This is a genomic window from Thioclava indica, assembly GCF_000714545.1.
GTDB lineage: Bacteria > Pseudomonadota > Alphaproteobacteria > Rhodobacterales > Rhodobacteraceae > Thioclava > Thioclava indica.
This window is the reverse complement of the sequence record NZ_AUNB01000084.1, coordinates 14,572-35,542: the sequence shown is the minus strand read 5'-3', so window position 1 is coordinate 35,542 and position 20,971 is coordinate 14,572. Positions and strand designations below refer to the sequence as shown.

Genomic DNA, 20,971 nt, shown 5'->3' with positions numbered 1-20,971 from the left:
TGCAGATGCAAAAACTGCAAGCGCGCGCGGGTCACCTTAGCGTGAGTCTAGCTCCAGCGGACGTCGCCCAAAAAGATATAGCCTGCGCCGTAGATCGTCTTGATCAAGCGGGGGTTTTTCGGATCTTCCCCAAGCTTGGTGCGTAAGCGTGAGATTCGCACATCCATCGCGCGATCAAAGCTGTCGCCCGCGGCACCGCCCAAGCTTTCCTGCATCTGCGCGCGGGTAATCAGCCGGTTCGGGCTTTCAAGGAATAGCCGCAGCACCTCGCCCTCGGCATGGCTGAACGAGGTCTCGCGCCCCGAGTCATCCACCAGCATGTAGCGCTCAAAATGCGCCTTCCAGCCTGCGAAACTGGCGCTGTTGGCCGTGTTCGCCGCCCCTGAACGCCCCTTGCGTAGCCGGGCACGAATGCGCGCCACGACCTCAGCCGGATCAAAGGGTTTGATGATGTAGTCGTCCGCGCCCAGTTCAAGCCCCGTCACCCGGTCCTGCACTTGCGCGCGCCCCGAGATGATGATGATCGCCGCCCCGGATTCCAGCGCGAGCCGATGCACCAGCGCCAGCCCGTCACGATCAGGCAGACCCAGATCGACCAAGCAGACATCGGGCGCGGTGCGGCGCAGCGCGGCCTCAAACTCGGTCGCGCGCCCGTAACAGGTGGTGCGAAACCCCGCCTCTTGCAGCGCATCCGACAGCATCCGGCGGATTTCCGGCTCATCATCTAGGATTGCGACATGGGGCTGATCGGCGGTCATGGTTTGGGTCCAGCTAGAAGCGCGGCAAGTTGTGCGGCGTCAAAGGGTTTCTGGATGACGGGGCAAGGCGCGGTAAGGCGCAGCGCATCGCCCGGCGGCAGGGACGTCATCAAGATCACCCGCATCTGATCGCCGATTGCCTGCGCAAGGTCTACCCCCGTGCGCGATCCGGCAAGCTGAATATCCGACAGCACAAGGCTGATATCGGGCAGCGCCATCAGCGCCAGCGCTTCGGTCACGTTGCGCGCTTCGATGACGGTGTGATCCATCGCGCGCAGCATCTCGCGGGTGGTGGAGCGGATATCCTCGTCATCCTCGACCAGCAACACCAGCAGCGGCTTTGCGGTCTCGGCGGCAGGGCGCAGTGGCAATCGCAGCGTGACGCGCGCGCCCTCGGGCGTGTTGCTTAGCCGGACCGTACCGCCTGCCAACTTGGTTTGGTCATAGACCATCGACAGGCCCAGCCCTGAGCCCTCGCTCCCCTTCGTCGTGAAGAACGGGTCAAGCCCTTGATGAAGGGCGGCCGGGGAGAATCCGTCTCCTTCGTCGCTGACGGAAATCTCGATCCAAGTGTCGCGCACCGGATGGCCCGCGATACGAATAAGCCCGCCCCTGTCGCGCATCGCGTCATTGGCGTTCAGGATCAGGTTCAAGATGCTGTCTTGCAACGGGCCGGGGTCAAGGAGGACGGGGCTATCCAGCCCGTCTATCGCGATCTCGAGGCTGACCGTTTCGCGCAGGGTCGGCCCCGCCATCGCCGCCAGATCGTCAAACAAATCGGCGAGGATAACGGCTTGCGGGCGTAGCTCGCGTGGGCCTGAGATCATCGCGAGACGATCCAGCAACGTGCCGCCGCGCCGCGCCGCGCCCAGGGTTGCGCGGATGGCGTCCTGCGCATCCTCGGGCAGTCCCTCCATCCGCTCAAGCCGCCCTTGCAACCCCAGAATGATCGTCAGCAAATTGGCGAAATCATGCGCCAGCCCCGAGGATAGCTTGGCCGCCAATTCGCGTTTCGTGGTATGGGCCAGCGCCGCGCGGGCCTGCGTTTCGGCGGTGACATCGGTGGACAGGACGAACACGCCATTGGCAGGGCCGTCCTTGTCGCGATCGGGCGTCAGCGCGATACGGATACGCCGCCCCGAGGGGTCATGCGTGATCTCGATCACGTTTGCCTCACCCTTAAGCGCACGCTCCAGCGCGGGGCGGATCTTGTCAAAGGTCGCAGCCCCCAGTCCCTCGCTTACCCGGCGACCAATGACATCATTTTGCGATCCTGGCATCACCGTAGGCAGCTTGTGATTTGAAAAGGTGTAGATGAAGTCGCGATCGACATGAGCGATATGGGCGGGCATCATCTCGGTCACCTGACGGGTGCGGGCCTCGGTTGCTGTCAACTGGCGCTGGGTTTCCTGCAATGCGGCGTTGGTCGCACCCAAAGCACGGTTGGCCGCGCCCAAGGCTTCGGCATGATCCAGCACCTGCCCGGACAGTTCCTCAGATCGTGCGCGCAGTAGCGTTTCCTGGCGTTTGATCTCGGTGATGTCGGTATAAACGGCAATCCAGCCGCCTTGCGGCAGCGGCGCGCCTTCCACCGAAATTGTGCGGCCATTGGCGCGGGTGCGCTCAAGATAATGCGGGGCAAAGGCGCGCGCGGTTTCAACGCGGTCGCGCACAGCGGTCTCGATATCCGCGACCACGCCATATTCGCCGTGCTGCACCAGATAGCGTACGGTGTCCTCGAAACTGGCGCCGGGCTGCGTCAGTGAGTCAGGCAGGTTGAACATTTCCTTATACGGCGCGTTCGACACGGCCAGCCGTAGATCACTATCAAAGATCGACAGCGCCTGAGCGATCAGGTTCAGCCCCGCCTGTGTCAGCCTGTCATGTGCGCTTTCGGCCACCCGTTTCTCTCCCCTGGCGTGATCATGGCTAACACCACGCCACGCCCTGCGCAAATTGCGTTTTTCGACGTGAAGGCGCCTTGTAAGAATTCGTTACAATCACGAAAACATCACGAAAACTTTGACAGCGAGCCTAGTGCCATGCCGAACTGGGCGCGGAGGATTCGCCGAGTGCGGAGAGGGACGCCGGGTGACCGGCGCGAGGGAGGATAATTTGGCTGAGGCAGTCACGAAGGGGCACGAGTCTGCCCAATCGATTCCTGCGCTACTGGCGCGCAACGTCGCCCGCTTTGGCGGCTATCCCGCCTATCGCGAAAAGGAATTCGGGATCTGGCAAAGCTGGACCTGGTCCGAGACGTCTGAAGAAATCCGCGCGATGGCGCTGGGCTTTCTAAGTCTTGGCGTGGAACGCGGCGATCATATCGCGATCATCGGGCGCAACCGCCCGGCGCATTACTGGGCGATTGTGGCGGCGCAAATGTGCGGTGCGATTCCGGTGTCGCTGTATCAGGACGCTGCGGCCGATGAGATGGCCTATGTCATGGAGCATTGCGGCGCGCGTTTCGTTATCGCGGGCGATCAGGAGCAGGTCGACAAGATCCTTGAGATCGAGGACCGCATTCAGGACATCACTCACATCTTGTATACCGACAAGCGCGGTATGCGAAAATATGACCACGCGCGGATGAACGCGCTGGCGGATTTGAAGGCCGAGGGGCGCGCGGGCCATCAGCGCTATGAGTTGGAGCTGGATCGCCGCATTGCCGAGCTGGATTACGACAGCACCTGCGTGATGCTGTATACTTCGGGCACGACCGGCAAGCCCAAGGGTGTGGTGCTCTCCAACCGCAATATCATCGCGACCGCCAAGGCGAGTTCCGACTTCGATCATCTAGGCCACAATGATGAGGTTCTGGCCTATCTGCCGCTCGCTTGGGTCGGCGATTTCATCTTTTCCATCGGGCAGGCTTATTGGACGGGGTTCACCGTGAACTGCCCCGAAAGCCCCGAAACCATGATGACCGATTTGCGCGAAATCGGTCCGACCTATTTCTTCGCCCCGCCGCGGGTGTTTGAAAACCAACTCACCACCGTGATGATCCGCATGGAAGATGCCGGGCGGCTCAAGAAATGGCTGTTTGATCACTACATGGAAGTCGCGCGCAAGGTTGGCCCCGATATTCTGGATGGCAAGCCTGTCAGCTTTGGGAAACGGCTGTCTTATGCGCTGGGCAATCTGTTCGTTTACGGACCGCTCAAGAATACGCTGGGCTATTCACGTATCCGCGTGGGCTATACCGCAGGCGAGGCGATTGGCCCCGAGATCTTCAGCTTTTACCGCTCGCTCGGGATCAATCTGAAGCAGCTTTACGGGCAAACCGAGGCGTCAGTGTTCATCACCCAGCAACCCGATGGCGAGGTGCGCGCGGATACCGTGGGTGTGCCAAGCCCCGGTGTCGAGGTGCGGATCGCTGACAATGGCGAGGTGTATTATCGCAGCCCCGGCACCTTTGTGGAGTATTACAAAAACGCCGAAAGCACCGCCTCGACCAAAGATCCCGAGGGCTGGGTAGCAACGGGCGATGCGGGCTTTTTCGAACCCGACACCGGCCATCTGCGCATCATCGACCGCGCCAAGGATGTTGGCAAACTGGCCGATGGCCGGATGTTCGCGCCGAAATATGTCGAGAACAAGCTCAAGTTCTATCCGGCGATCCTTGAATCCGTGGTGTTCGGTGCCGGGCGTGATCGCTGCACGGCGTTCATCAATATCGACCTTGCGGCGGTGGGCAACTGGGCCGAGCGGAACAATATTTCCTACGCCTCATATCAGGAACTTGCCGGTCATCCGCGTGTCTATGAAATGATCCGCGAGCATATCGAAGAGGTCAACGAAAGTGTGGCGCAGGACCCGATGCTTTCGGGCTGCCAGATCCACCGCTTTCTGATCTTGCACAAGGAACTGGATGCCGATGATGGCGAATTGACCCGCACCCGCAAAGTGCGCCGCAACATTATCGCCGAAAAGTTCGCTGACCTGATTGGCGCGCTCTACGACGGCAGCTCGGAAATCTACACCGAAACGGAAGTGACCTATGAGGACGGCCGCAAGGGCGCGATCAAGGCCACGCTGCGGATCGAGGACGCGAAAGTGGTGCCAGTCAAACCGATGGCGGAGGCCGCAGAATGAAAGATATGAACGAGGGCTACATAACCCCGGACGGCCGCCAGATCGGGGGCGTGCTGATGGAGCTGAAAAACATCACCCTGAAATTCGGCGGTGTCACGGCGATTGAAAACATCTCGTTCGACATTCGCGATGGCGAAATTCGCGCGATTATCGGGCCGAACGGGGCGGGCAAATCCTCGATGCTGAACGTGATTTCGGGGTTTTACATCCCCACCGAGGGCGAGGTTTGGTTCAAGGGCTACAAGCGCGGACCGATGAAGCCCTATGAAATTGCGCGGCTCGGGATTGCGCGGACCTTCCAGAATATTGCGCTCTTTGACGGGATGTCGGTGCTAGATAACATCATGACCGGGCGCCTGACCAAGATGAAAAAAGGTCTTCTGGCGCAAGCTGGCTGGTGGTGGACCGGAGCCGCGCGCGAAGAGTATGAAAATCGCGATAAAGTCGAGCGGATTATCGATTTTCTGGAAATTCAGAATATACGAAAGACGCCTGTTGGCCGCCTTCCCTATGGTTTGAAAAAACGGGTCGAACTGGCGCGCGCGCTGGCCGCCGAGCCCAAGATCCTGCTGCTGGACGAGCCGATGGCGGGCATGAACGTCGAGGAGAAAGAGGACATGTGCCGCTTTATCCTCGATCTCAACGACGAATTCGGCACCACCATCGTCTTGATCGAGCACGATATGGGCGTGGTCATGGATATTTCCGACCGCGTGGTCGTGATGGATTACGGCAAGAAGATCGGCGATGGCGCGCCTGATGAGGTGCGCAACAATCAGGCCGTGATCGACGCCTATCTGGGGGTGGCCCATGACTGATTTCTCACAAACGCAACGCGGTCTAACCGGAGGGGCACATCATGCCTGATCAACTCGTCTACGCGATGGAAGTGACGCTGAACGGGCTGATGACGGGGGTGCTGTATTCGCTCGTGGCGCTGGGCTTTGTGCTGATCTTCAAGGCATCCGGTGTCTTTAACTACGCTCAAGGGGTGCTGGCGCTATTTGCGGCGCTCACGCTGGTGGGCATCCAGAACGGGCAGGTGCCTTTCGCCCACATGATCAATGCGATGACGGGCGGGCATCTGACCGATTTCGGCTGGCACATCCCTGCGGTGATCGCGATTTTGCTGACCGGTGTGGTGATGGTGTTGCTGGCCATCGTGATCGAGAAACTGGTGCTTAAGCATCTCGTCAATCAGGCGCCGATCATCTTGTTCATGGCGACTATCGGCATGGCCTATTTCCTTGAGGGGTTTGGCGATGTGATGTGGGGCGCGGATATCAAGACGCTTGATGTCGGCCTGCCTCAAGGCATCAACGAGACCATCGAAATCGCAACCGAGCGCTGGTTCGGCTATGGTTTCTTTATCGACAATCTCGACATTGTCGCGACCTTGATAGCGATTTTGCTGGTCACAGCGCTGACGGTGTTTTCGCAATATTCCAAGCAGGGCCGCGCCCTTCGCGCTGTGGCCGATGATCACCAGGCCGCGCTGTCGGTGGGCATCTCGCTGCGCTTCATCTGGATCTTGGTGTGGTCGATTGCGGGCTTTGTGGCGCTGGTCGCGGGCATCATCTGGGGCACGAAATCGGGGGTCCAGTTCTCGCTGAGCCTGATCGCGCTCAAGGCGTTGCCGGTGCTGATGCTGGGGGGCTTTACCTCGATCCCCGGCGCGATTGTGGGTGGCCTGATTATTGGCGTGGGCGAGAAACTGTTCGAATTCTCAATCGGTCCGATGATCGGCGGCGCGACCGAAAACTGGTTCGCCTATGTGCTTGCACTCGTCTTCCTCGTCTTTCGTCCGCAAGGGCTGTTTGGCGAGAAAATCATCGAGAGGGTTTGAGCCATGTCACGGATCTGTGAAAATCTACTTGATCGGGACGCGGGGGTGCGACAAGCTGTCGCATATCGCAGCGTAAAGGCAGAGGAGGCCCGTCGTTGCGAATGTGTAACGAGCAACGGGAGGTCCATTGCCCATGAAAATCTGTGCGACCGTATTCACCATCGGATGGGGGGCAGCGCTTGCCTTCGGCTGGATCGCATTGGCGGCCCCGCCAGAAGAAGCATCGCAAATGCGCTCGATCACGATCTTGCTGGCCGCAGCGGGTGCCGGGGCCGGTCTTTGGGCTTGGCTCAGGATACGACGCGGCTGCTAACGGGAGAGATCGCCGTCTTCCCGCATAAGGGGAGAAGCTGATGTTTTACCGTGAATCTGGTGATTTCAAGACGTCCTACAGTGAGGACAGTCAGACCTTCCCGATCAAATTCGACCGGCTGCGCTATTATGCGGTGCTGGCCGTCGCGTTCGGGATCATCCCGCTTTTCATCAACGACTACTGGGCCAACGCTGTGGCGGTGCCGTTCCTGATCTACGCGATTGCCGCGATCGGGTTGAACATCCTCGTCGGCTACGCGGGGCAGGTCAGCCTTGGGACGGGCGGCTTCATGGCCGTCGGCGCCTATGCCGTTTACAAGCTGATGACGGCATTTCCCGAAGTGTCGATCTTCATCCATGTGATCCTGGCGGGGCTTATCACGGCGGCAGTCGGTGTGGTGTTTGGCCTGCCCAGCCTGCGCATCAAGGGGTTTTACCTTGCGGTGGCGACGCTGGCGGCGCAGTTCTTCCTCGTCTGGCTCTTTAACAAGGTGCCGTGGTTTTACAACTACTCGGCCTCGGGCCAGATCAACGCCCCCGAGCGCACGGTGTTCGGCGTCTTCGTGACGGGCGCGCAGACTTCAGCGATGGCGAAATACATGTTCTGTTTGGTGATGCTGACGCTGGTGGCATTGGTGGCGCGCAATCTGACGCGCGGCACGGTCGGGCGCAAATGGATGGCGATCCGCGACATGGATATCGCCGCCGAAATCATCGGGGTGAACCCTCTGACGACCAAACTCACCGCCTTCGCCGTGTCTTCGTTCTTCATCGGCATCGCGGGGGCGCTGTTCTTTGCGGTTTACCTTGGCGCGGCTGAGGTGGGCGAGGCGTTCGGCATCCAGAAATCGTTCCTGATCCTGTTCATGGTGATCATCGGCGGGCTTGGTTCGATCTTCGGATCTTTCGCTGGGGCGGCATTCCTCGTGCTGCTGCCGGTATTCCTGAAAAACGTGCTGGTGGGAACGCTGGGTTGGCCGACCGATCTGGCCGCGCATATCGAACTGATGATCGTGGGCGGATTGATCGTGGCCTTCCTGATCGCCGAACCCCATGGCATCGCGCAACTCTGGCGCGTTGCGAAAGAGAAACTCCGGCTTTGGCCGTTCCCGCACTGACGGGGGGCCGCCCAACATCGAAGAACCGGGATCAGCCCGGCAAGCTATTCGACTGACTCTCTGGGAGGAGACGCAAATGAGAAAGACACTTACCGCCTTGGTGGCCGCAGCGATGACGCTTGCCGCTGCCCCGGTCATGGCCGATCTGGTCGTGCCCAACCTGAGTTACCGTACCGGGCCTTATGCCGCGAACGGCGTTCCCTATGCGGACGGATTCAACGACTATTTCACGCTGCTCAATGAACGCGATGGCGGAATTGGCGGCGAGTTGATCAAAAGCCCCGAGTGCGAAACCGCCTATAACACCGAAAAAGGTGTGGAGTGCTACGAGTCCACCAAGGGCGAAGGCGCGCTGGTGTATAACCCGCTGTCCACCGGCATCACCTATCAGCTGATCCCGAAAATGGCAGCGGATGGCATCACGCTTTACACCCCCGGCTACGGGCGCACCTCGGCAGCCAATGGCAAGGTGTTCAAATGGGTGTTCAACTACCCGGCGAACTACTGGGATGGTGCCTCGGTCGCGGTCAAACACCTGTTGGATCAGAACGGCGGATCGCTTGAGGGCAAGAAGATCGCGCTGGTCTATCACAACTCCGCTTACGGCAAAGAGCCGATCCGCACGCTTGAAGAGCTGTCCAAAAAGCACGGTTTCACGCTGGCAACTTTGCCCGTCGATCATCCGGGCCAAGAGCAGAAATCGCAATGGCTGCAAATCCGTCGCGAAAAGCCTGACTATGTCATCATGTATGGCTGGGGCGTGATGAACCAAGTCGCCATCCAGGAAGCCGTCAACATCCGCTTCCCGATGGAAAACTTTATCGGCATCTGGTGGTCCGGCTCGGAAAATGACGTGCAAGCCGCAGGTGACAAGGCGTCTGGTTACAAGGCGCTGTCGTTCCACGGCACGGGCATGGATTATCCGGTTTACGCCGACATGAAGAAATATGTCGTGGATACGGGTAAAGCCAGCGGCGCGGGCGATCAGGTCGGCTCGATGCTGTATTCGCGCGGCATGTATGCGGCGATCATCATCTCTGAGGCGATCCGTAAGGCGCAGGAAATCGCGGGCAAACCGGCGGTGAACGCAGCCGAGGTGCGTGAAGGGTTTGAAAACCTCGATCTGACCGAGGCTCGCTTGCAAGAACTCGGCCTGCGCGATTTCTCGCAGCCCATTAAGGCAAGCTGTGAAAACCACGGCGGACCGGGCGCAGCGCGCGTCTTCCAGTGGGATGCGGCAACCAAGCAATGGAATGCAGCCTCAGAATGGATCACGTCCGACAAGGAAGTTCTGGATCCGTTGATCGCAGAAGACTCGGCTGCTTTCGCTAAGGAATCCGGCATCGAGGAACGCTGCAAATAACAGACTGGCTCCCGGCTTGCGGGTCGGGAGCCGCCTCTAACCCTTCGGAGTTTTTTCCATGCTCGATGACGTCAAAACCGATGCGACCCTGCTTGAGGTCAACAATATCGAAGTGATCTACAATCACGTCATCCTTGTTCTCAAAGGCGTCAGCCTCAGCGTGCCCAAAGGCGGGATCACAGCGCTGCTGGGCGGCAACGGCGCGGGGAAGACGACGACGCTTAAGGCGATCTCGAACCTGCTCAGGTCCGAACGCGGCGAGGTGACGAAGGGCAGTATCATCTACCGCGGTGAACGGGTTCAAGATGGTGCTCCCGCCGATCTGGTGCGTAAGGGCGTGATTCAGGTCATGGAGGGTCGGCATTGTTTCGAGCATCTCACCGTTGAAGAAAACCTGCTGACCGGCGCCTATACCCGCAAGGATGGCCGCGCCGCCGTGCAGGCCGATCTTGAGATGGTCTATAATTATTTCCCCCGCTTGAAAGAGCGCCGCAAATCGCAAGCTGGCTACACTTCAGGCGGAGAGCAACAGATGGTCGCGATGGGTCGCGCGCTGATGAGCCGCCCCGAGACGATCTTGCTGGACGAGCCTTCGATGGGGCTGGCACCGCAACTGGTCGAGCAGATCTTCGAGATCGTGAAATCGGTCAATGAGAATGAGGGCGTGACCTTTCTGCTGGCCGAGCAGAATACCAATGTCGCGCTGCGTTACGCGCATTACGGCTACATCATGGAAAGCGGGCGCATCGTGATGGATGGCCCGGCAGCGGATCTGCGCGAGAATCCGGACGTCAAAGAGTTCTATCTGGGCATGGGCGATGACGGACGAAAATCGTTTCGCGATGTGCGCAGTTACCGCCGCCGCAAGCGCTGGCTCGCATAAGTTTAACCTATCGAATTTCAACATTTGCTGCGCAGCATCTTATGCGCGGTATGAGGGCGGTTTTCCGCAACAGAAAAAGGGCCGAGAGATGGGCGAATTTTACGATGAGCTGGAAACCCGTTCCGAGGACGCGCGTGAGGCCGCGATAGCAGCGGCGCTTCCCGGTCTGATTGCCAATGCGATGAAGGCGTCGGGGATCGCGGCGCATCTTAATGGCGTTGAGGCTGCGCAGATCACAGACCGAGCTGCCTTGGCCAAGCTTCCCGTGCTGCGCAAATCCGACCTTGGGGTGGCGCAGAAATCCGCGCCGCCCTTTGGTGGGCTAACCACGAAACCCGCCCATGCCTTCGCGCATATCTTTCAGTCGCCCGGCCCGATTTATGAGCCCGGTGATGTCACGCATGACTGGTGGCGGCTGGGGCGTTTTGCCCATGCGGCGGGCGTTGGTCGCGACGACATTGTGCAGAACTGCTTTGGCTATCACTTGACCCCCGCTGGCATGATGTTTGAAAGCGCCGCGCGTGCCGTGGGTGCTGCTGTGCTACCTGCGGGCACCGGCCAGACTGAGCTGCAAGTGCGCGCCGCCGCTGATATCGGCACGACCACCTATGCGGGCACGCCCGATTATCTGCGCATCATTCTGGAAAAAGCCGATGAGATGGGCGTGAAGCTTGCGCTGACCAAGGCGACGGTTTCGGGCGGGGCGCTGTTCCCGTCCTTGCGTCAGACTTACGCTGATCGCGGCATCGGCTGCCTGCAATGCTACGCCACCGCCGATCTGGGCAATATCGCCTATGAAAGTGCGGCGATGGAGGGGATGATTGTCGACGAGGGCGTGATCGTTGAGATCGTGCGCCCCGGCACCGGCGACCCGGTTGCCCCCGGTGAGGTGGGCGAGGTTGTCGTAACAACGCTGAACCCCGATTACCCGCTGATCCGCTTTGCGACGGGCGATCTTTCGGCCGTGATGCAAGGCGTCTCGTCCTGTGGGCGCAGCAATATGCGCATCAAAGGCTGGATGGGGCGCGCCGATCAGACCACCAAGATCAAGGGTATGTTCGTGCGCCCCGAGCAGGTCGCCGATTTCGTCGCAACCCATCCGCAGGTGCAAAAAGCGCGCGTGATTGCCAGCCGGAACGGCGAAATGGATGTGATGACCGTGCAGATTGAAACCGACGCGCGTGAACCTGCCGAGTTTGATGCAGGCATCCGTGCGGCGCTCAAGATGAAGGGCGTGATCGAACTGGTCGCTCCGGGTGCGCTGCCCAATGATGGCAAGGTGATCGACGACCAGCGCAACTACGATTGAGGAACTGATACGCCGCGATCCGAGTTATCCTGATTGGAGAGACGGAGGATCACATGCGTAAACTGCTATTGACGGGGGCCGCGATCGCGGCGCTTGCCGTGCCCGCGAATGCGGCCGATTTGGCGCTGATACTGGGCAATGCAAACTATGACCGGATGGGCGATGTCAAAGGCGTGGATGCCTCGCCCAAATCTCAATCGGGACTGAAGCAGGCCGGGTTTGAAATACTCGATATGAGCGACGCCGATGCGGGTGAATTGCGCACGCGGTTCCGCGATTTCGTAGCCGAGGCACAAGGCGCTGACACGGTTGTTGTCGCGCTGTCGGGGCGCTTTGTTCACAGCAATTCCGAGACATGGTTTCTGCCTGTTGATGCCCGCGATGGCACCCTGCCCGAAGCTGTCAGCGAGGCCCTGCCGCTTTCGGCTGTGATGACCGTGCTGGCGGCTCATCCGGGCAAAGCTGTGTTAGTGCTGGGTGCGCAGGAGGCGGACGATGCTACGTCGGGGCTGACGATGCCTGGAATTGGCACGCTGAACATCCCGCAAGGCGTAAGCGTGTTGCGCGGAGAACCCAAGCAGGTGGCTGCGCTGATGACGGGCGATATGGCCCGTCCGGATGCGCCATTGGCTCAGGCAGCGAAAGATGCCGGTCTGACGACATCGGGTTATATCACGCCCGATCTGGCGCTTGTCACTGCCCCAAGCGCCACTGCGCCACCCGCGCCCATCAAGACGCCTCAGACCGACCCCGCCTCGCCCTACTGGGATCTGGCGAAGTCCGAGGATACGATTGATGCCTATCAACTCTATCTTCAGCGTTATCCCGACGGCGCGAATGCCAGCGACGCAAAAGCGCGTATCGCCGCACTGAAGGCGGCTCCTGAACAGCAGGCCAAAGCTACCGAGGATGGGCTGAACCTTTCACGCGATCAGCGCCGCGAAATTCAGCAAAACCTTACCGTTCTGGAATATGATCCCAAAGGTGTTGACGGGATCTTTGGCGCCGGCTCTCGAAGCGCCATTTCACGATGGCAACGCGCCAATACGTTCGACGATACCGGCTATCTGACGCGTGACCAGTTGACCAAACTGTCTGCGCAGGGTGAAAAACGCGCCGCAGAACTCGACGCCGAGGCCAAGGCCCGTCAGGCTGAGATCGACCGTCAGGATCGCGCCTATTGGGAGCAGACGGGTCAGGCGGGCGACGAACCGGGCCTGCGCGTCTATCTTAAGAAATATCCTGACGGGCTATTCGCGGATTTGGCGCAGGAACGTCTTGATGCGATTGAGGCCGCGCGTCGCGCCGATGCGCAGTCCGCAGACCGGGGCGATTGGGATGCTGCGCGTAAGACCGATACGGTTGAGGCCTATCGCAACTATTTGTCGAGCCGCGACAAGCCAGCTTTCCAAGCCGAGGCAGAGGCGCGCATCGCCGAGTTGCAACAAAGAAACCAAGACAGCGCGCAAGATGCGCAAGCCAAAGCAACCGAGGACGCCCTAGGTTTGCCCAATGTCGCGCGGCGATTGGTAGAGCAGCGGCTGTCGCAGATGGGCCTGAAGCCGGGCAAGGTGGATGGCACCTTCACGCCCGAAACCCGACGTGCGATCCGGCGCTATCAAACGGCGGGCGGTATACCCGCAACGGGCTATCTGACTCAGGCAACCGTGGCACAGCTTTTGGCCGGTGCAATCGGGCTTCAGTGAGGGAAAGGGGCGGCTTGGTCGCCCCTTTTTTAACGCGATATCAAGGGTCTCTCACGTCACAAAAACGCTTAAGATGACGTCGCTTTATTTATCATACCATATGGTATATTAAATATGCATGCGTGATTCTGCCCCCTCACCCGCCAAGCCTCGCCCCCGTGGTCGCCCGCGCCTCGCGCCCGATGCGCAAGCGTCGCGCAAGGCGCTGCTGCGCGCGGGGCTCGCGCAACTGACCGAGCGCGGCTATGTCGCGGTGCGTCTTGACGACATCGTCGCGGCGGCGGGTGTGACGAAGGGGGCGTTCTATCATCACTTCAGTTCCAAGGCGGATTACGGCGCAGTTCTGATCGCGGAATATGACGCTTTCTTTCGCGCCCGGATCGCGCAAAGCCTTGAGCGCGCTGATCTGCCGCCCCTGGAACGTCTGCGCGACTTTACCGAGATGGCAGAGGCGGGAATGGCGCGGTTTGACTTTCGCCGGGGCTGTCTGATTGGCAATCTTGGACAAGAGATGGGCGCGCTTCCCGAAACGTATCGCGCCAAACTGATCGCGGTGTTTGAGGGCTGGCAGGGCATGACCGCCACATGCCTGCGCGCCGCACAAGCTGCAGGCGAAATTGACGTAAACCAAGACCCCGATGCCCTCGCCGCCCTCTTCTGGACCGGTTGGGAGGGCGCGGTTCTACGCGCCAAACTTGAACGCAACCCCGCGCCGTTGCGGCAATTCTCTGCCGGATTTCTGCGCCTCATCTCGAAACAACGGAGTTCCCCATGACCCAAGCCATTGTCATCGAAAAGACCGACGAAACCCAAACCGCCACGCTGCGCGACATTGATCTGCCGCCGCTGGCAGAGGGCGAAGTGGCCGTCGATGTTGCCTATTCCACGCTGAATTACAAAGACGCGCTGGCGTTGACCGGGGCGGCTCCGGTGGTGCGTAGCTTTCCGATGGTGCCGGGGATCGATCTGGCGGGTATCGTGCGCGAAAGCCTGCATCCCGATTATGCGCCCGGCGACCGCGTTGTGCTGAATGGCTGGAGCGTGGGTGAGAAATTCTGGGGCGGATTGGGCGCGCGCGCGCATCTGCGTGGCGAGTGGCTGGTGCCGTTGCCCGAGGGGATTTCAATGCGGCAGGCTATGGCGATTGGCACGGCGGGCTACACCGCGATGCTGTGCGTGATGGCGCTTGAGGACAATGGCGTGACGCCCGAAAGTGGCGAGGTGGTTGTGACTGGCGCTTCGGGCGGTGTGGGCAGCGTGGCCATCGCGCTGCTCGCGGCCAAGGGCTACACCGTGGCTGCCGTCACCGGGCGCGAAAGCGAGGCGGAGTATCTCAAATCGCTCGGCGCGTCGTCGATCGTGGCGCGTGAGGAATTGACGGGCAAGCCGCGCGCCTTGAACAAGGAACGCTGGGCGGGCGCGATTGATGTGGTTGGCAGCACGGTGTTGGCCAATCTGCTCTCGATGATGAAATATAGCGGCACGGTTGCGGCGTGTGGCCTGGCCGGCGGGATGGATCTGCCCAGCTCGGTCGCGCCGTTTATCCTGCGCGGTGTGACGCTGGCCGGGGTCGATAGCGTGATGTGCCCGCGCCCCCGCCGCATTGAGGCGTGGCAACGGCTGGCGCGCGATCTTGATATGGACAAGCTGGAGTCGATGGTGGTCGAGGTGGCGCTGGACGACGTGATCGCCACGGCCCCGAAATTCCTTGACGGGCAGGTGCGCGGCCGGATTGTCGTGCCCGTCGCCCCCGGGATTGGCTAAGAGGGATGCGATGAGCGACGCCAACGCGCCCATTGAGCCAGAGGCTGCGCAACCGGGGCAGACCCGGCTGCGCGACTGCCCGTCTTGGACCTACCTGCTGCAAGAGTTCTACGGCATCTACGCGCGCGGCTCTGCCGGTGGCAGCAAGGCGATCCGCAGCCATCGCAAACGGGTGCGCGACAACCTGTCTTACGTGATCGACTCCAACCCGATTGTCGCGCATCGCCAGCCGCTGATCAAACCCGTTACCGCCCATCTGCCGCGTGCGTTTGATCTTGCCGCGAATGGCCCGATGGCGGGGATGAGCCGCGCTTTGGAGCGTGCCGACACGCAGCTGACATGGGAATACGGATACGAGCGCGTCCCCCAGCATCTGGCGCAGAAATACGCCTATTGCGAAGTGCTTGGTCCCCAAGGTCCGATCCTGTCGGACCGCCTGACACTGGGGTTTGTGCTGTTTGCGCCGCGCACGACCTATCCCCAGCATAGCCATCTCGATATCGAGGAAAGCTATATTTCGGTCGCGGGTGAGTGGTCGGAGAACGAGTTTGCGGTCTTTGCGCCCGGTTCGTTGATCTTGAACAAGCCGGGGCATGAGCATCGCATCACGACGGGCGATTTCGACCCCTGTCTGCTGGCCTATGCCTGGATCGGCCCAAGCGATAAGCTGGCCGCCCCGGGGATGAAGTTTTCCAAGACGCGAAAGCGGATTGTGCAGGGGATCTGAGAGGCGGTGTGCCTAAGCAAGCGTTTCGGGCAGAACCAAACCGCGCAAAACCTCTTGCGCGGCCATCGGGCGTTTGCCGGGGCGCTGGGCTTGCAGCACCTCCAAGGCTCCTGTCCCGCAGGCGATGGTAAACCCATGCAGCACGCGGCCAGCCGGCCCATTCCCGTCGGCCAATGCGGCATGCAGCAGCTTCACCCGCTCATCCCCGATCTCGACCCACGCGCCGGGGAACGGGGACAGCCCGTTGATATGGCGCACCAGATCGGCGGCGGGGCGCGACCAGTCGATGCGCGCCTCGGCTTTGTCGATTTTGGCGGCATAGGTCACGCTCGTTTCGGGTTGAACCTCGGGCGTCAGGGTGTCGATCTGCGCCAGCGCATCCAAGATTAACCGCGCCCCCATGCCGGACAGCCGGTCATGCAATGCACCTGTGGTTTCGGTCGCGCCGATATCGGTGGCTTCGCGCAGCAGCACAGGGCCGGTATCGAGACCCGCCTCCATCTGCATGATGCAAATCCCGGTTTGCGCATCGCCGGCCATCACCGCGCGATGGATCGGAGCCGCCCCACGCCAGCGCGGCAACAGTGAGGCGTGGATGTTCAGACAGCCCTTCGCGGGCGCATCCAGCACCGCTTGCGGCAGGATCAGCCCATAGGCGACCACCACGGCAATATCGGCATTTAGCGCGGCGAGCGCCTCGCGATCCTCGGGCGCTTTGAAATTGCGCGGCGTACGCACTTCGATGCCTAGGCGTTCGGCGCAAAGCTGCACTGGCGAAGGACGGTCCTTTTTGCCGCGCCCGGCGGGGCGCGGGGGCTGTGAATAGACTGCGACGACCTCATGTTCGCGCGCTAAAGCCTCAAGCACCGGAACCGAGAAATCGGGCGTGCCCATAAAGATCACCCGCATCAGGCTTTCCCCAGTTTCTTGGATTTCTGCACCAACATCTTGCGGCGCAATGGCGTCAGGTGATCGACGTAAAGCTTGCCGTTGAGATGGTCGATCTGGTGCTGCACCGAGGTCGCCCAAAGCCCGACAAAATCGCGATCCTCGCTTTCGCCGCTGTCGTTCAGGAACCGCACCGTTACGGCGCGCGGGCGCTCGATCAGGGCAAAGACGCCGGGCAGATTGGGCGAGGCCTCGTCATGTTTGCGCAACTGCACCGAGGCATGCAGCACCTCGGGATTGGCCATGCGCACGGCTTGCCCGCGCTTGTCCGAGGCATCGACCACGGCAAGGCGCAGGGTGATCCCGATCTGGGGTGCGGCCAAGCCAACACCGGGCATCGCATCCATCGTTTCGACCATGTCGTCCCAGATCATGCGCACGGTTTCGGTAATCGTCTCGACCGGTTCGGCGGGGCGATGCAGGCGGCGATCATCAAAGGGCAAAAAGGCGCGCACGGCCATCAGGACAGAAGATCCTTGGAGTGCGCTTCACGCGCGCGCTCACGCTTCAGCTTTTCCATCTTGCGGGTGATCATTTTGCGCTTCATCGGGCCGAGATAGTCGATGAACAGCTTGCCGTTGAGATGGTCAAACTCGTGCTGCGCGCAGGTCGCCCAAAGCGCATCGAACTGTTCCTCATGGCTTTGACCATCCAAGCCCAGCCAGCGCATCCGCACTTCGGCGGGGCGGGTCACTTCGGCATATTGCTCGGGGATCGACAGGCAGCCTTCTTCGTAGACGTTGCTCTCTTCCGAGGTCCAACTAATCTCGGGATTGATCAGCACCATCGGCTCGGGTGTCGCGTCTTTTTCCTTGACGCAATCCATCACGAACAGCCGCTTCATCACGCCAACCTGCGGCGCGGCCAGCCCGATACCGGGGGCCTCATACATCGTCGCAAGCATGTCATCGGCGAGTTTGCGGATCTCGTCGGTGACCTCGGCCACGGGGTTGCACACCTTTTTCAGGCGCGGGTCGGGATGGATCAGGATCTGTTTTAGCGTCATGATAGGGGATTTAGGCGAACTGTCCTGCCCTTGCAATGGCGCGCGATTGTGTCCGAGACAAATCGCCGTTTGAACCTGTCGCCTCGATTTGCTCATATGCCGCTGAAAAACAGGAGAGCCACAAGCATGACCGCGCCCAATTTCGACGAGATGATCAACCGCATCGGAACCCATTCGGCAAAGTGGGACGCGATGGAGGGGATTTACGGCGTCTCGCCGCAAGAGGGAATTGCGATGTGGGTGGCGGACATGGATTTCCGCCCGCCCGCCTGTGTTCAGCGCGCGGTCGAGGCGATGGCCGCGCATGGCGTTTACGGCTATTGGGGCGATAACAGCGCCTATCACGCCGCCATTCAGTGGTGGATGTCCAATCGCCACGGCTGGCAGGTCGAGCCTGAGTGGATTTTCACCACGCATGGTTTGGTGAATGGCACGGGGCTGTGTATCGACGCGTTTACCAAGCCCGGTGATGCGGTGGTCTTGATGACGCCCGTTTATCACGCCTTCGCGCGCACCATCAAAGCGGCGGGGCGCGAGGTGCGGGAATGTTCGCTGGCGCTGGAAAACGGCCGCTATGAGATGGATTTCGACGCGTGGGATGCCCAGATGACGGGCAATGAGACCATGCTGATCCTGTGCTCGCCCCATAATCCCGGCGGGCGCGTCTGGAGCCAGGCCGATCTAGAGGCGACCGCCGCGTTCTGCCGTCGCCACGATCTGGTGTTGGTCTCGGATGAAATTCACCACGATCTGGTGATGCCGGGCCATACGCATATCCCGATGGCCGTCGCTTGCCCTGATCAGCCGGTGGTGATGATGAGTGCTACGACCAAAAGCTTTAACATCGCGGGTACCCATTCGGGCAATGTGATCATCGCTGATCCCGAGTTGCGCGACCGTTTCGCAGGCCGTATGGCCGCTTTGGGAATTTCGCCCAACAGTTTCGGGTTGGCGATGGCCACGGCTGCTTACAGCCCGGAAGGTGCGGCGTGGATTGATGCGCTCAAGACCTATCTTGATGGCAATCGCCAGATTTTTGATGCCGGAGTGAATGCAATTCCCGGCCTGCGCTCAATGCCGCTGGAGGCGACCTATCTGGCTTGGGTGGATTTTTCCGGCACAGGGATGGCATCTGCCGATTTCACCGCACGGGTTGAGAAAGACGCCAAAATCGCCGCCAATCATGGTGAGACCTTCGGGCAGGACGGCGCGAATTTCTTGCGCTTTAACCTCGCGACCCCGCGTGCGCGGGTGCAAGATGCGGTTGATCGCCTGCAAGCGGCTTTCGGCGATCTGCAATAAAGAAAGGCGCCTCAAACGGGCGCCTTTTCTCAATGGCTTAATCCCGATCGACATCCATCTCAGGCCTTCGTCAGATAGCCCGCAAGCTCGGGCTCGTCCGCCGCGAAATCAAGTGGCGCGCGATCGCACACGGCGGTTTCGCGTTTGACGTTGCAGATCAATTCGCCTCCCGTGATTTCCGAGGCGACGATCAGACAGGTCGCGATATGGGTTTGACCGTCATACAGATCGACATAGCCGCGCAGATGCGTGACCTGATCGGCATCCAGCGCAAATCCGCCCTTGAAGCGACGTAGCACCGGCCAAGCCGCGCCCCCCGCCAAAACGCGCAGCCGCGTCGATTTGCTTGCTGCGCGTTTTTGAGCCGCGCGCAAGCCTTCAAGCACGTCTTTCGGTAAGAATTCCATGACAGCCTCCAGCAGTATCCCCAGCCTCTATGCTGATCACGCCAATGTAAAATTCAAGTTAACCATATGTCCGATAGCATGCCGCACCTGCAAAGAGTGCTGTATTTGCAACGTCTTGGCTGTTGTCGAGCCTGTGAACGCGCGTTAGCTTCGGGATGACCTCAAAGGAAAGCTCTCTCATGCGCGTGTCGATTCTCGTTCTTGGCCTCTCGATCCTCGCCTCGCCGGTGGCGGCGCAATGCGGCGGAAGCTGGTCTGGTTTCCTTAGCGGTATTCGCAGCGAGATCCGCGCTGCTGGGTTAAACGCGACGCAAGCCGATGCGTTCCTTGCCGGGGCGCGTCAGGATCAAAAAGTGTTGCGGGCTGACCGCGCGCAGGGCGTGTTTCGCAAGGATTTCCTGCAATTCGCCAGCGCCGTGATCAGCCAGAACCGGCTGACCAACGGGGCGCGCAACGCCAAGCGCTATAAATCCACCTTTGACCGGATTGAGCGGGAGTATGGCGTCTCGCGCGGGGTGCTGCTGGCATTCTGGGCGCTTGAGACCGATTTTGGCCAGGTGCAGGGCAATTTCAACACGCGCAACGCCTTGCTGACGCTGGCCCATGATTGCCGCCGCCCCGAGCTGTTCCGCCCGCAGGTGATCGCCGCTGCCAAACTGTATCAGCGCGGCGATTTTGATCCCCAGCGCGAGAAAGGAGCTTGGGCCGGCGAGATCGGTCAGGTGCAGATGCTGCCCGCGGATATCTTGCGCAACGGGGTGGATGGCGACGGCGACGGGCATGTGCGGTTGAAAACCTCGGCGCCCGATGCGCTGGTTTCAGGGGCCAAAATGCTGCGAGGGCTGGGCTGGCGCAAAGGCGAGCCGTGGATGCAAGAGATCGTGCTGCCTGCCAATCTCGATTGGTCGAAAACCGGGCTCGATACGCAAGCCTCGACCGCTGATTGGGCGCGGATGGGCGTGCGCGCGCGGAGTGGCAAACTGGCGCAGGGCTTGCCCGGTTCGGTCCTGCTGCCAATGGGGCGCAAGGGGCCAGCCTTTATGGTCTATCCCAATTTCCGCGTGTTGTTTGAGTGGAACAAAAGCTTTGTCTATGTCACCTCAGCGGCCTATTTCGCGACCCGGCTTGAGGGCGCGCCGCGCCTTGATCCCGGCCATCCCGATCCGGGTTTGAGTGCGGCGCAGATGTCGGTGCTGCAACAAAAACTGGCGCGGCGCGGCTATGATGTGGGCAAAATCGACGGGATTCTCGGGGCGAAAACACGCCCCGCCGTGCAAGCCGAGCAAAAACGGCTGGGCCTGCCTGCCGATGCCTGGCCGACCAAAGCGCTGCTCAACGCGCTGTGAAATAGCGATGCGCAGTAGCGGAGATCCCGACTTGCGCCGCCCTTTTCATTGCGAGCAAGCCCTGCGCAGACTATGTCAAACAGT

At 60.6% G+C, this 20,971-nt stretch carries 20 protein-coding genes; 14 read left to right on the top strand and 6 right to left on the bottom strand.

All coding sequences use genetic code 11. The features are described 5' to 3' along the window. Window positions 1-47: 47 nt before the first annotated feature. Window positions 48-758, bottom strand: coding sequence for a response regulator transcription factor (locus DT23_RS17080; protein ID WP_038133259.1), 711 nt, complete (start codon window positions 756-758; stop codon window positions 48-50). Continuing rightward, a complete protein-coding gene (locus DT23_RS17075) occupies window positions 755-2,659 on the bottom strand; it encodes a hybrid sensor histidine kinase/response regulator (RefSeq protein ID WP_038133257.1) in 1,905 nt (634 codons plus the stop codon). Before DT23_RS17075 ends, DT23_RS17080 begins: the two co-directional genes overlap by 4 nt. A 214-nt stretch (window positions 2,660-2,873) precedes the next feature. On the opposite strand from DT23_RS17075, the gene DT23_RS17070 reads away from it, so the two are divergent. The 12 genes from DT23_RS17070 to DT23_RS17015 all read left to right on the top strand — a co-directional run bounded on the left by DT23_RS17070 (window position 2,874) and on the right by DT23_RS17015 (window position 15,878). Further along, complete coding sequence (locus DT23_RS17070; protein ID WP_051697393.1) at window positions 2,874-4,850, top strand: AMP-binding protein; 1,977 nt, start codon at window positions 2,874-2,876, stop codon at window positions 4,848-4,850. Further along, window positions 4,847-5,668 carry an ABC transporter ATP-binding protein gene (locus DT23_RS17065; protein ID WP_038133255.1) on the top strand — a complete coding sequence of 274 codons (822 nt, stop codon included), beginning with the start codon at window positions 4,847-4,849 and terminating at the stop codon, window positions 5,666-5,668. Before DT23_RS17070 ends, DT23_RS17065 begins: the two co-directional genes overlap by 4 nt. A 41-nt stretch (window positions 5,669-5,709) precedes the next feature. After that, window positions 5,710-6,696, top strand: a complete 987-nt coding sequence (locus DT23_RS17060) for a branched-chain amino acid ABC transporter permease (RefSeq protein WP_038133253.1) — start codon at window positions 5,710-5,712, stop codon at window positions 6,694-6,696. Between the two features lie 133 nt (window positions 6,697-6,829). Then, window positions 6,830-7,009 carry a hypothetical protein gene (locus DT23_RS17055; RefSeq protein WP_038133251.1) on the top strand — a complete coding sequence of 60 codons (180 nt, stop codon included), beginning with the start codon at window positions 6,830-6,832 and terminating at the stop codon, window positions 7,007-7,009. A gap of 40 nt (window positions 7,010-7,049) precedes the next feature. After that, window positions 7,050-8,126: a branched-chain amino acid ABC transporter permease gene (locus DT23_RS17050; RefSeq protein WP_038133250.1), complete on the top strand. Its 1,077-nt coding sequence runs from the start codon at window positions 7,050-7,052 to the stop codon at window positions 8,124-8,126. A 76-nt stretch (window positions 8,127-8,202) separates the two neighbouring features. Beyond that, a complete protein-coding gene (locus DT23_RS17045; protein WP_038133248.1) occupies window positions 8,203-9,489 on the top strand; it encodes an ABC transporter substrate-binding protein in 1,287 nt (428 codons plus the stop codon). Between the two features lie 58 nt (window positions 9,490-9,547). Then, complete coding sequence (locus tag DT23_RS17040) at window positions 9,548-10,372, top strand: ABC transporter ATP-binding protein (protein ID WP_038133246.1); 825 nt, start codon at window positions 9,548-9,550, stop codon at window positions 10,370-10,372. A gap of 88 nt (window positions 10,373-10,460) precedes the next feature. Beyond that, on the top strand, window positions 10,461-11,681 hold the full coding sequence (locus tag DT23_RS17035) for a phenylacetate--CoA ligase family protein (RefSeq protein WP_038133445.1): 1,221 nt from the start codon (window positions 10,461-10,463) through the stop codon (window positions 11,679-11,681). A gap of 53 nt (window positions 11,682-11,734) precedes the next feature. Continuing rightward, on the top strand, window positions 11,735-13,387 hold the full coding sequence (locus DT23_RS17030) for a peptidoglycan-binding domain-containing protein (RefSeq protein WP_051697392.1): 1,653 nt from the start codon (window positions 11,735-11,737) through the stop codon (window positions 13,385-13,387). Between the two features lie 118 nt (window positions 13,388-13,505). Continuing rightward, window positions 13,506-14,162 carry an acrylate utilization transcriptional regulator AcuR gene (gene acuR / locus DT23_RS17025; RefSeq protein WP_038133245.1) on the top strand — a complete coding sequence of 219 codons (657 nt, stop codon included), beginning with the start codon at window positions 13,506-13,508 and terminating at the stop codon, window positions 14,160-14,162. Continuing rightward, entirely contained in the window at window positions 14,159-15,151 is a 993-nt protein-coding gene (gene acuI, locus DT23_RS17020; protein WP_038133243.1) for an acrylyl-CoA reductase (NADPH), read from the top strand. The genes acuR and acuI overlap by 4 nt, the downstream gene beginning before the upstream one ends. 10 nt (window positions 15,152-15,161) lie before the next feature. After that, the gene (locus DT23_RS17015; protein WP_038133240.1) at window positions 15,162-15,878 is read left to right on the top strand and encodes a dimethylsulfonioproprionate lyase family protein; all 717 of its coding nucleotides are present in this window, start codon (window positions 15,162-15,164) and stop codon (window positions 15,876-15,878) included. A gap of 12 nt (window positions 15,879-15,890) precedes the next feature. Here the strand turns inward: DT23_RS17015 and fmt are convergent, their stop codons facing one another. Genes fmt through def (DT23_RS17000) form a run of 3 tightly spaced genes read right to left on the bottom strand, consistent with a single transcriptional unit; the run spans window position 15,891 to window position 17,832 of the window. After that, window positions 15,891-16,787: a methionyl-tRNA formyltransferase gene (gene fmt / locus DT23_RS17010; protein WP_038133238.1), complete on the bottom strand. Its 897-nt coding sequence runs from the start codon at window positions 16,785-16,787 to the stop codon at window positions 15,891-15,893. Then, window positions 16,787-17,287: a peptide deformylase gene (gene def, locus DT23_RS17005; RefSeq protein ID WP_038133237.1), complete on the bottom strand. Its 501-nt coding sequence runs from the start codon at window positions 17,285-17,287 to the stop codon at window positions 16,787-16,789. The genes fmt and def (DT23_RS17005) overlap by 1 nt, the downstream gene beginning before the upstream one ends. Further along, on the bottom strand, window positions 17,287-17,832 hold the full coding sequence (def, locus tag DT23_RS17000) for a peptide deformylase (RefSeq protein ID WP_038133234.1): 546 nt from the start codon (window positions 17,830-17,832) through the stop codon (window positions 17,287-17,289). The genes def (DT23_RS17005) and def (DT23_RS17000) overlap by 1 nt, the downstream gene beginning before the upstream one ends. A gap of 126 nt (window positions 17,833-17,958) precedes the next feature. On the opposite strand from def (DT23_RS17000), the gene DT23_RS16995 reads away from it, so the two are divergent. Continuing rightward, on the top strand, window positions 17,959-19,134 hold the full coding sequence (locus tag DT23_RS16995; RefSeq protein WP_038133232.1) for a MalY/PatB family protein: 1,176 nt from the start codon (window positions 17,959-17,961) through the stop codon (window positions 19,132-19,134). A 59-nt stretch (window positions 19,135-19,193) separates the two neighbouring features. On the opposite strand, the gene DT23_RS16990 is transcribed toward DT23_RS16995, so the two are convergent. Next, window positions 19,194-19,541 (bottom strand): hypothetical protein, encoded by a 348-nt coding sequence (locus DT23_RS16990; RefSeq protein WP_038133230.1) that lies wholly within the window; start codon window positions 19,539-19,541, stop codon window positions 19,194-19,196. Window positions 19,542-19,720: 179 nt separating this feature from the next. On the opposite strand from DT23_RS16990, the gene DT23_RS16985 reads away from it, so the two are divergent. Then, window positions 19,721-20,887 (top strand): lytic murein transglycosylase, encoded by a 1,167-nt coding sequence (locus DT23_RS16985; protein WP_038133229.1) that lies wholly within the window; start codon window positions 19,721-19,723, stop codon window positions 20,885-20,887. Window positions 20,888-20,971 lie beyond the last annotated feature (84 nt).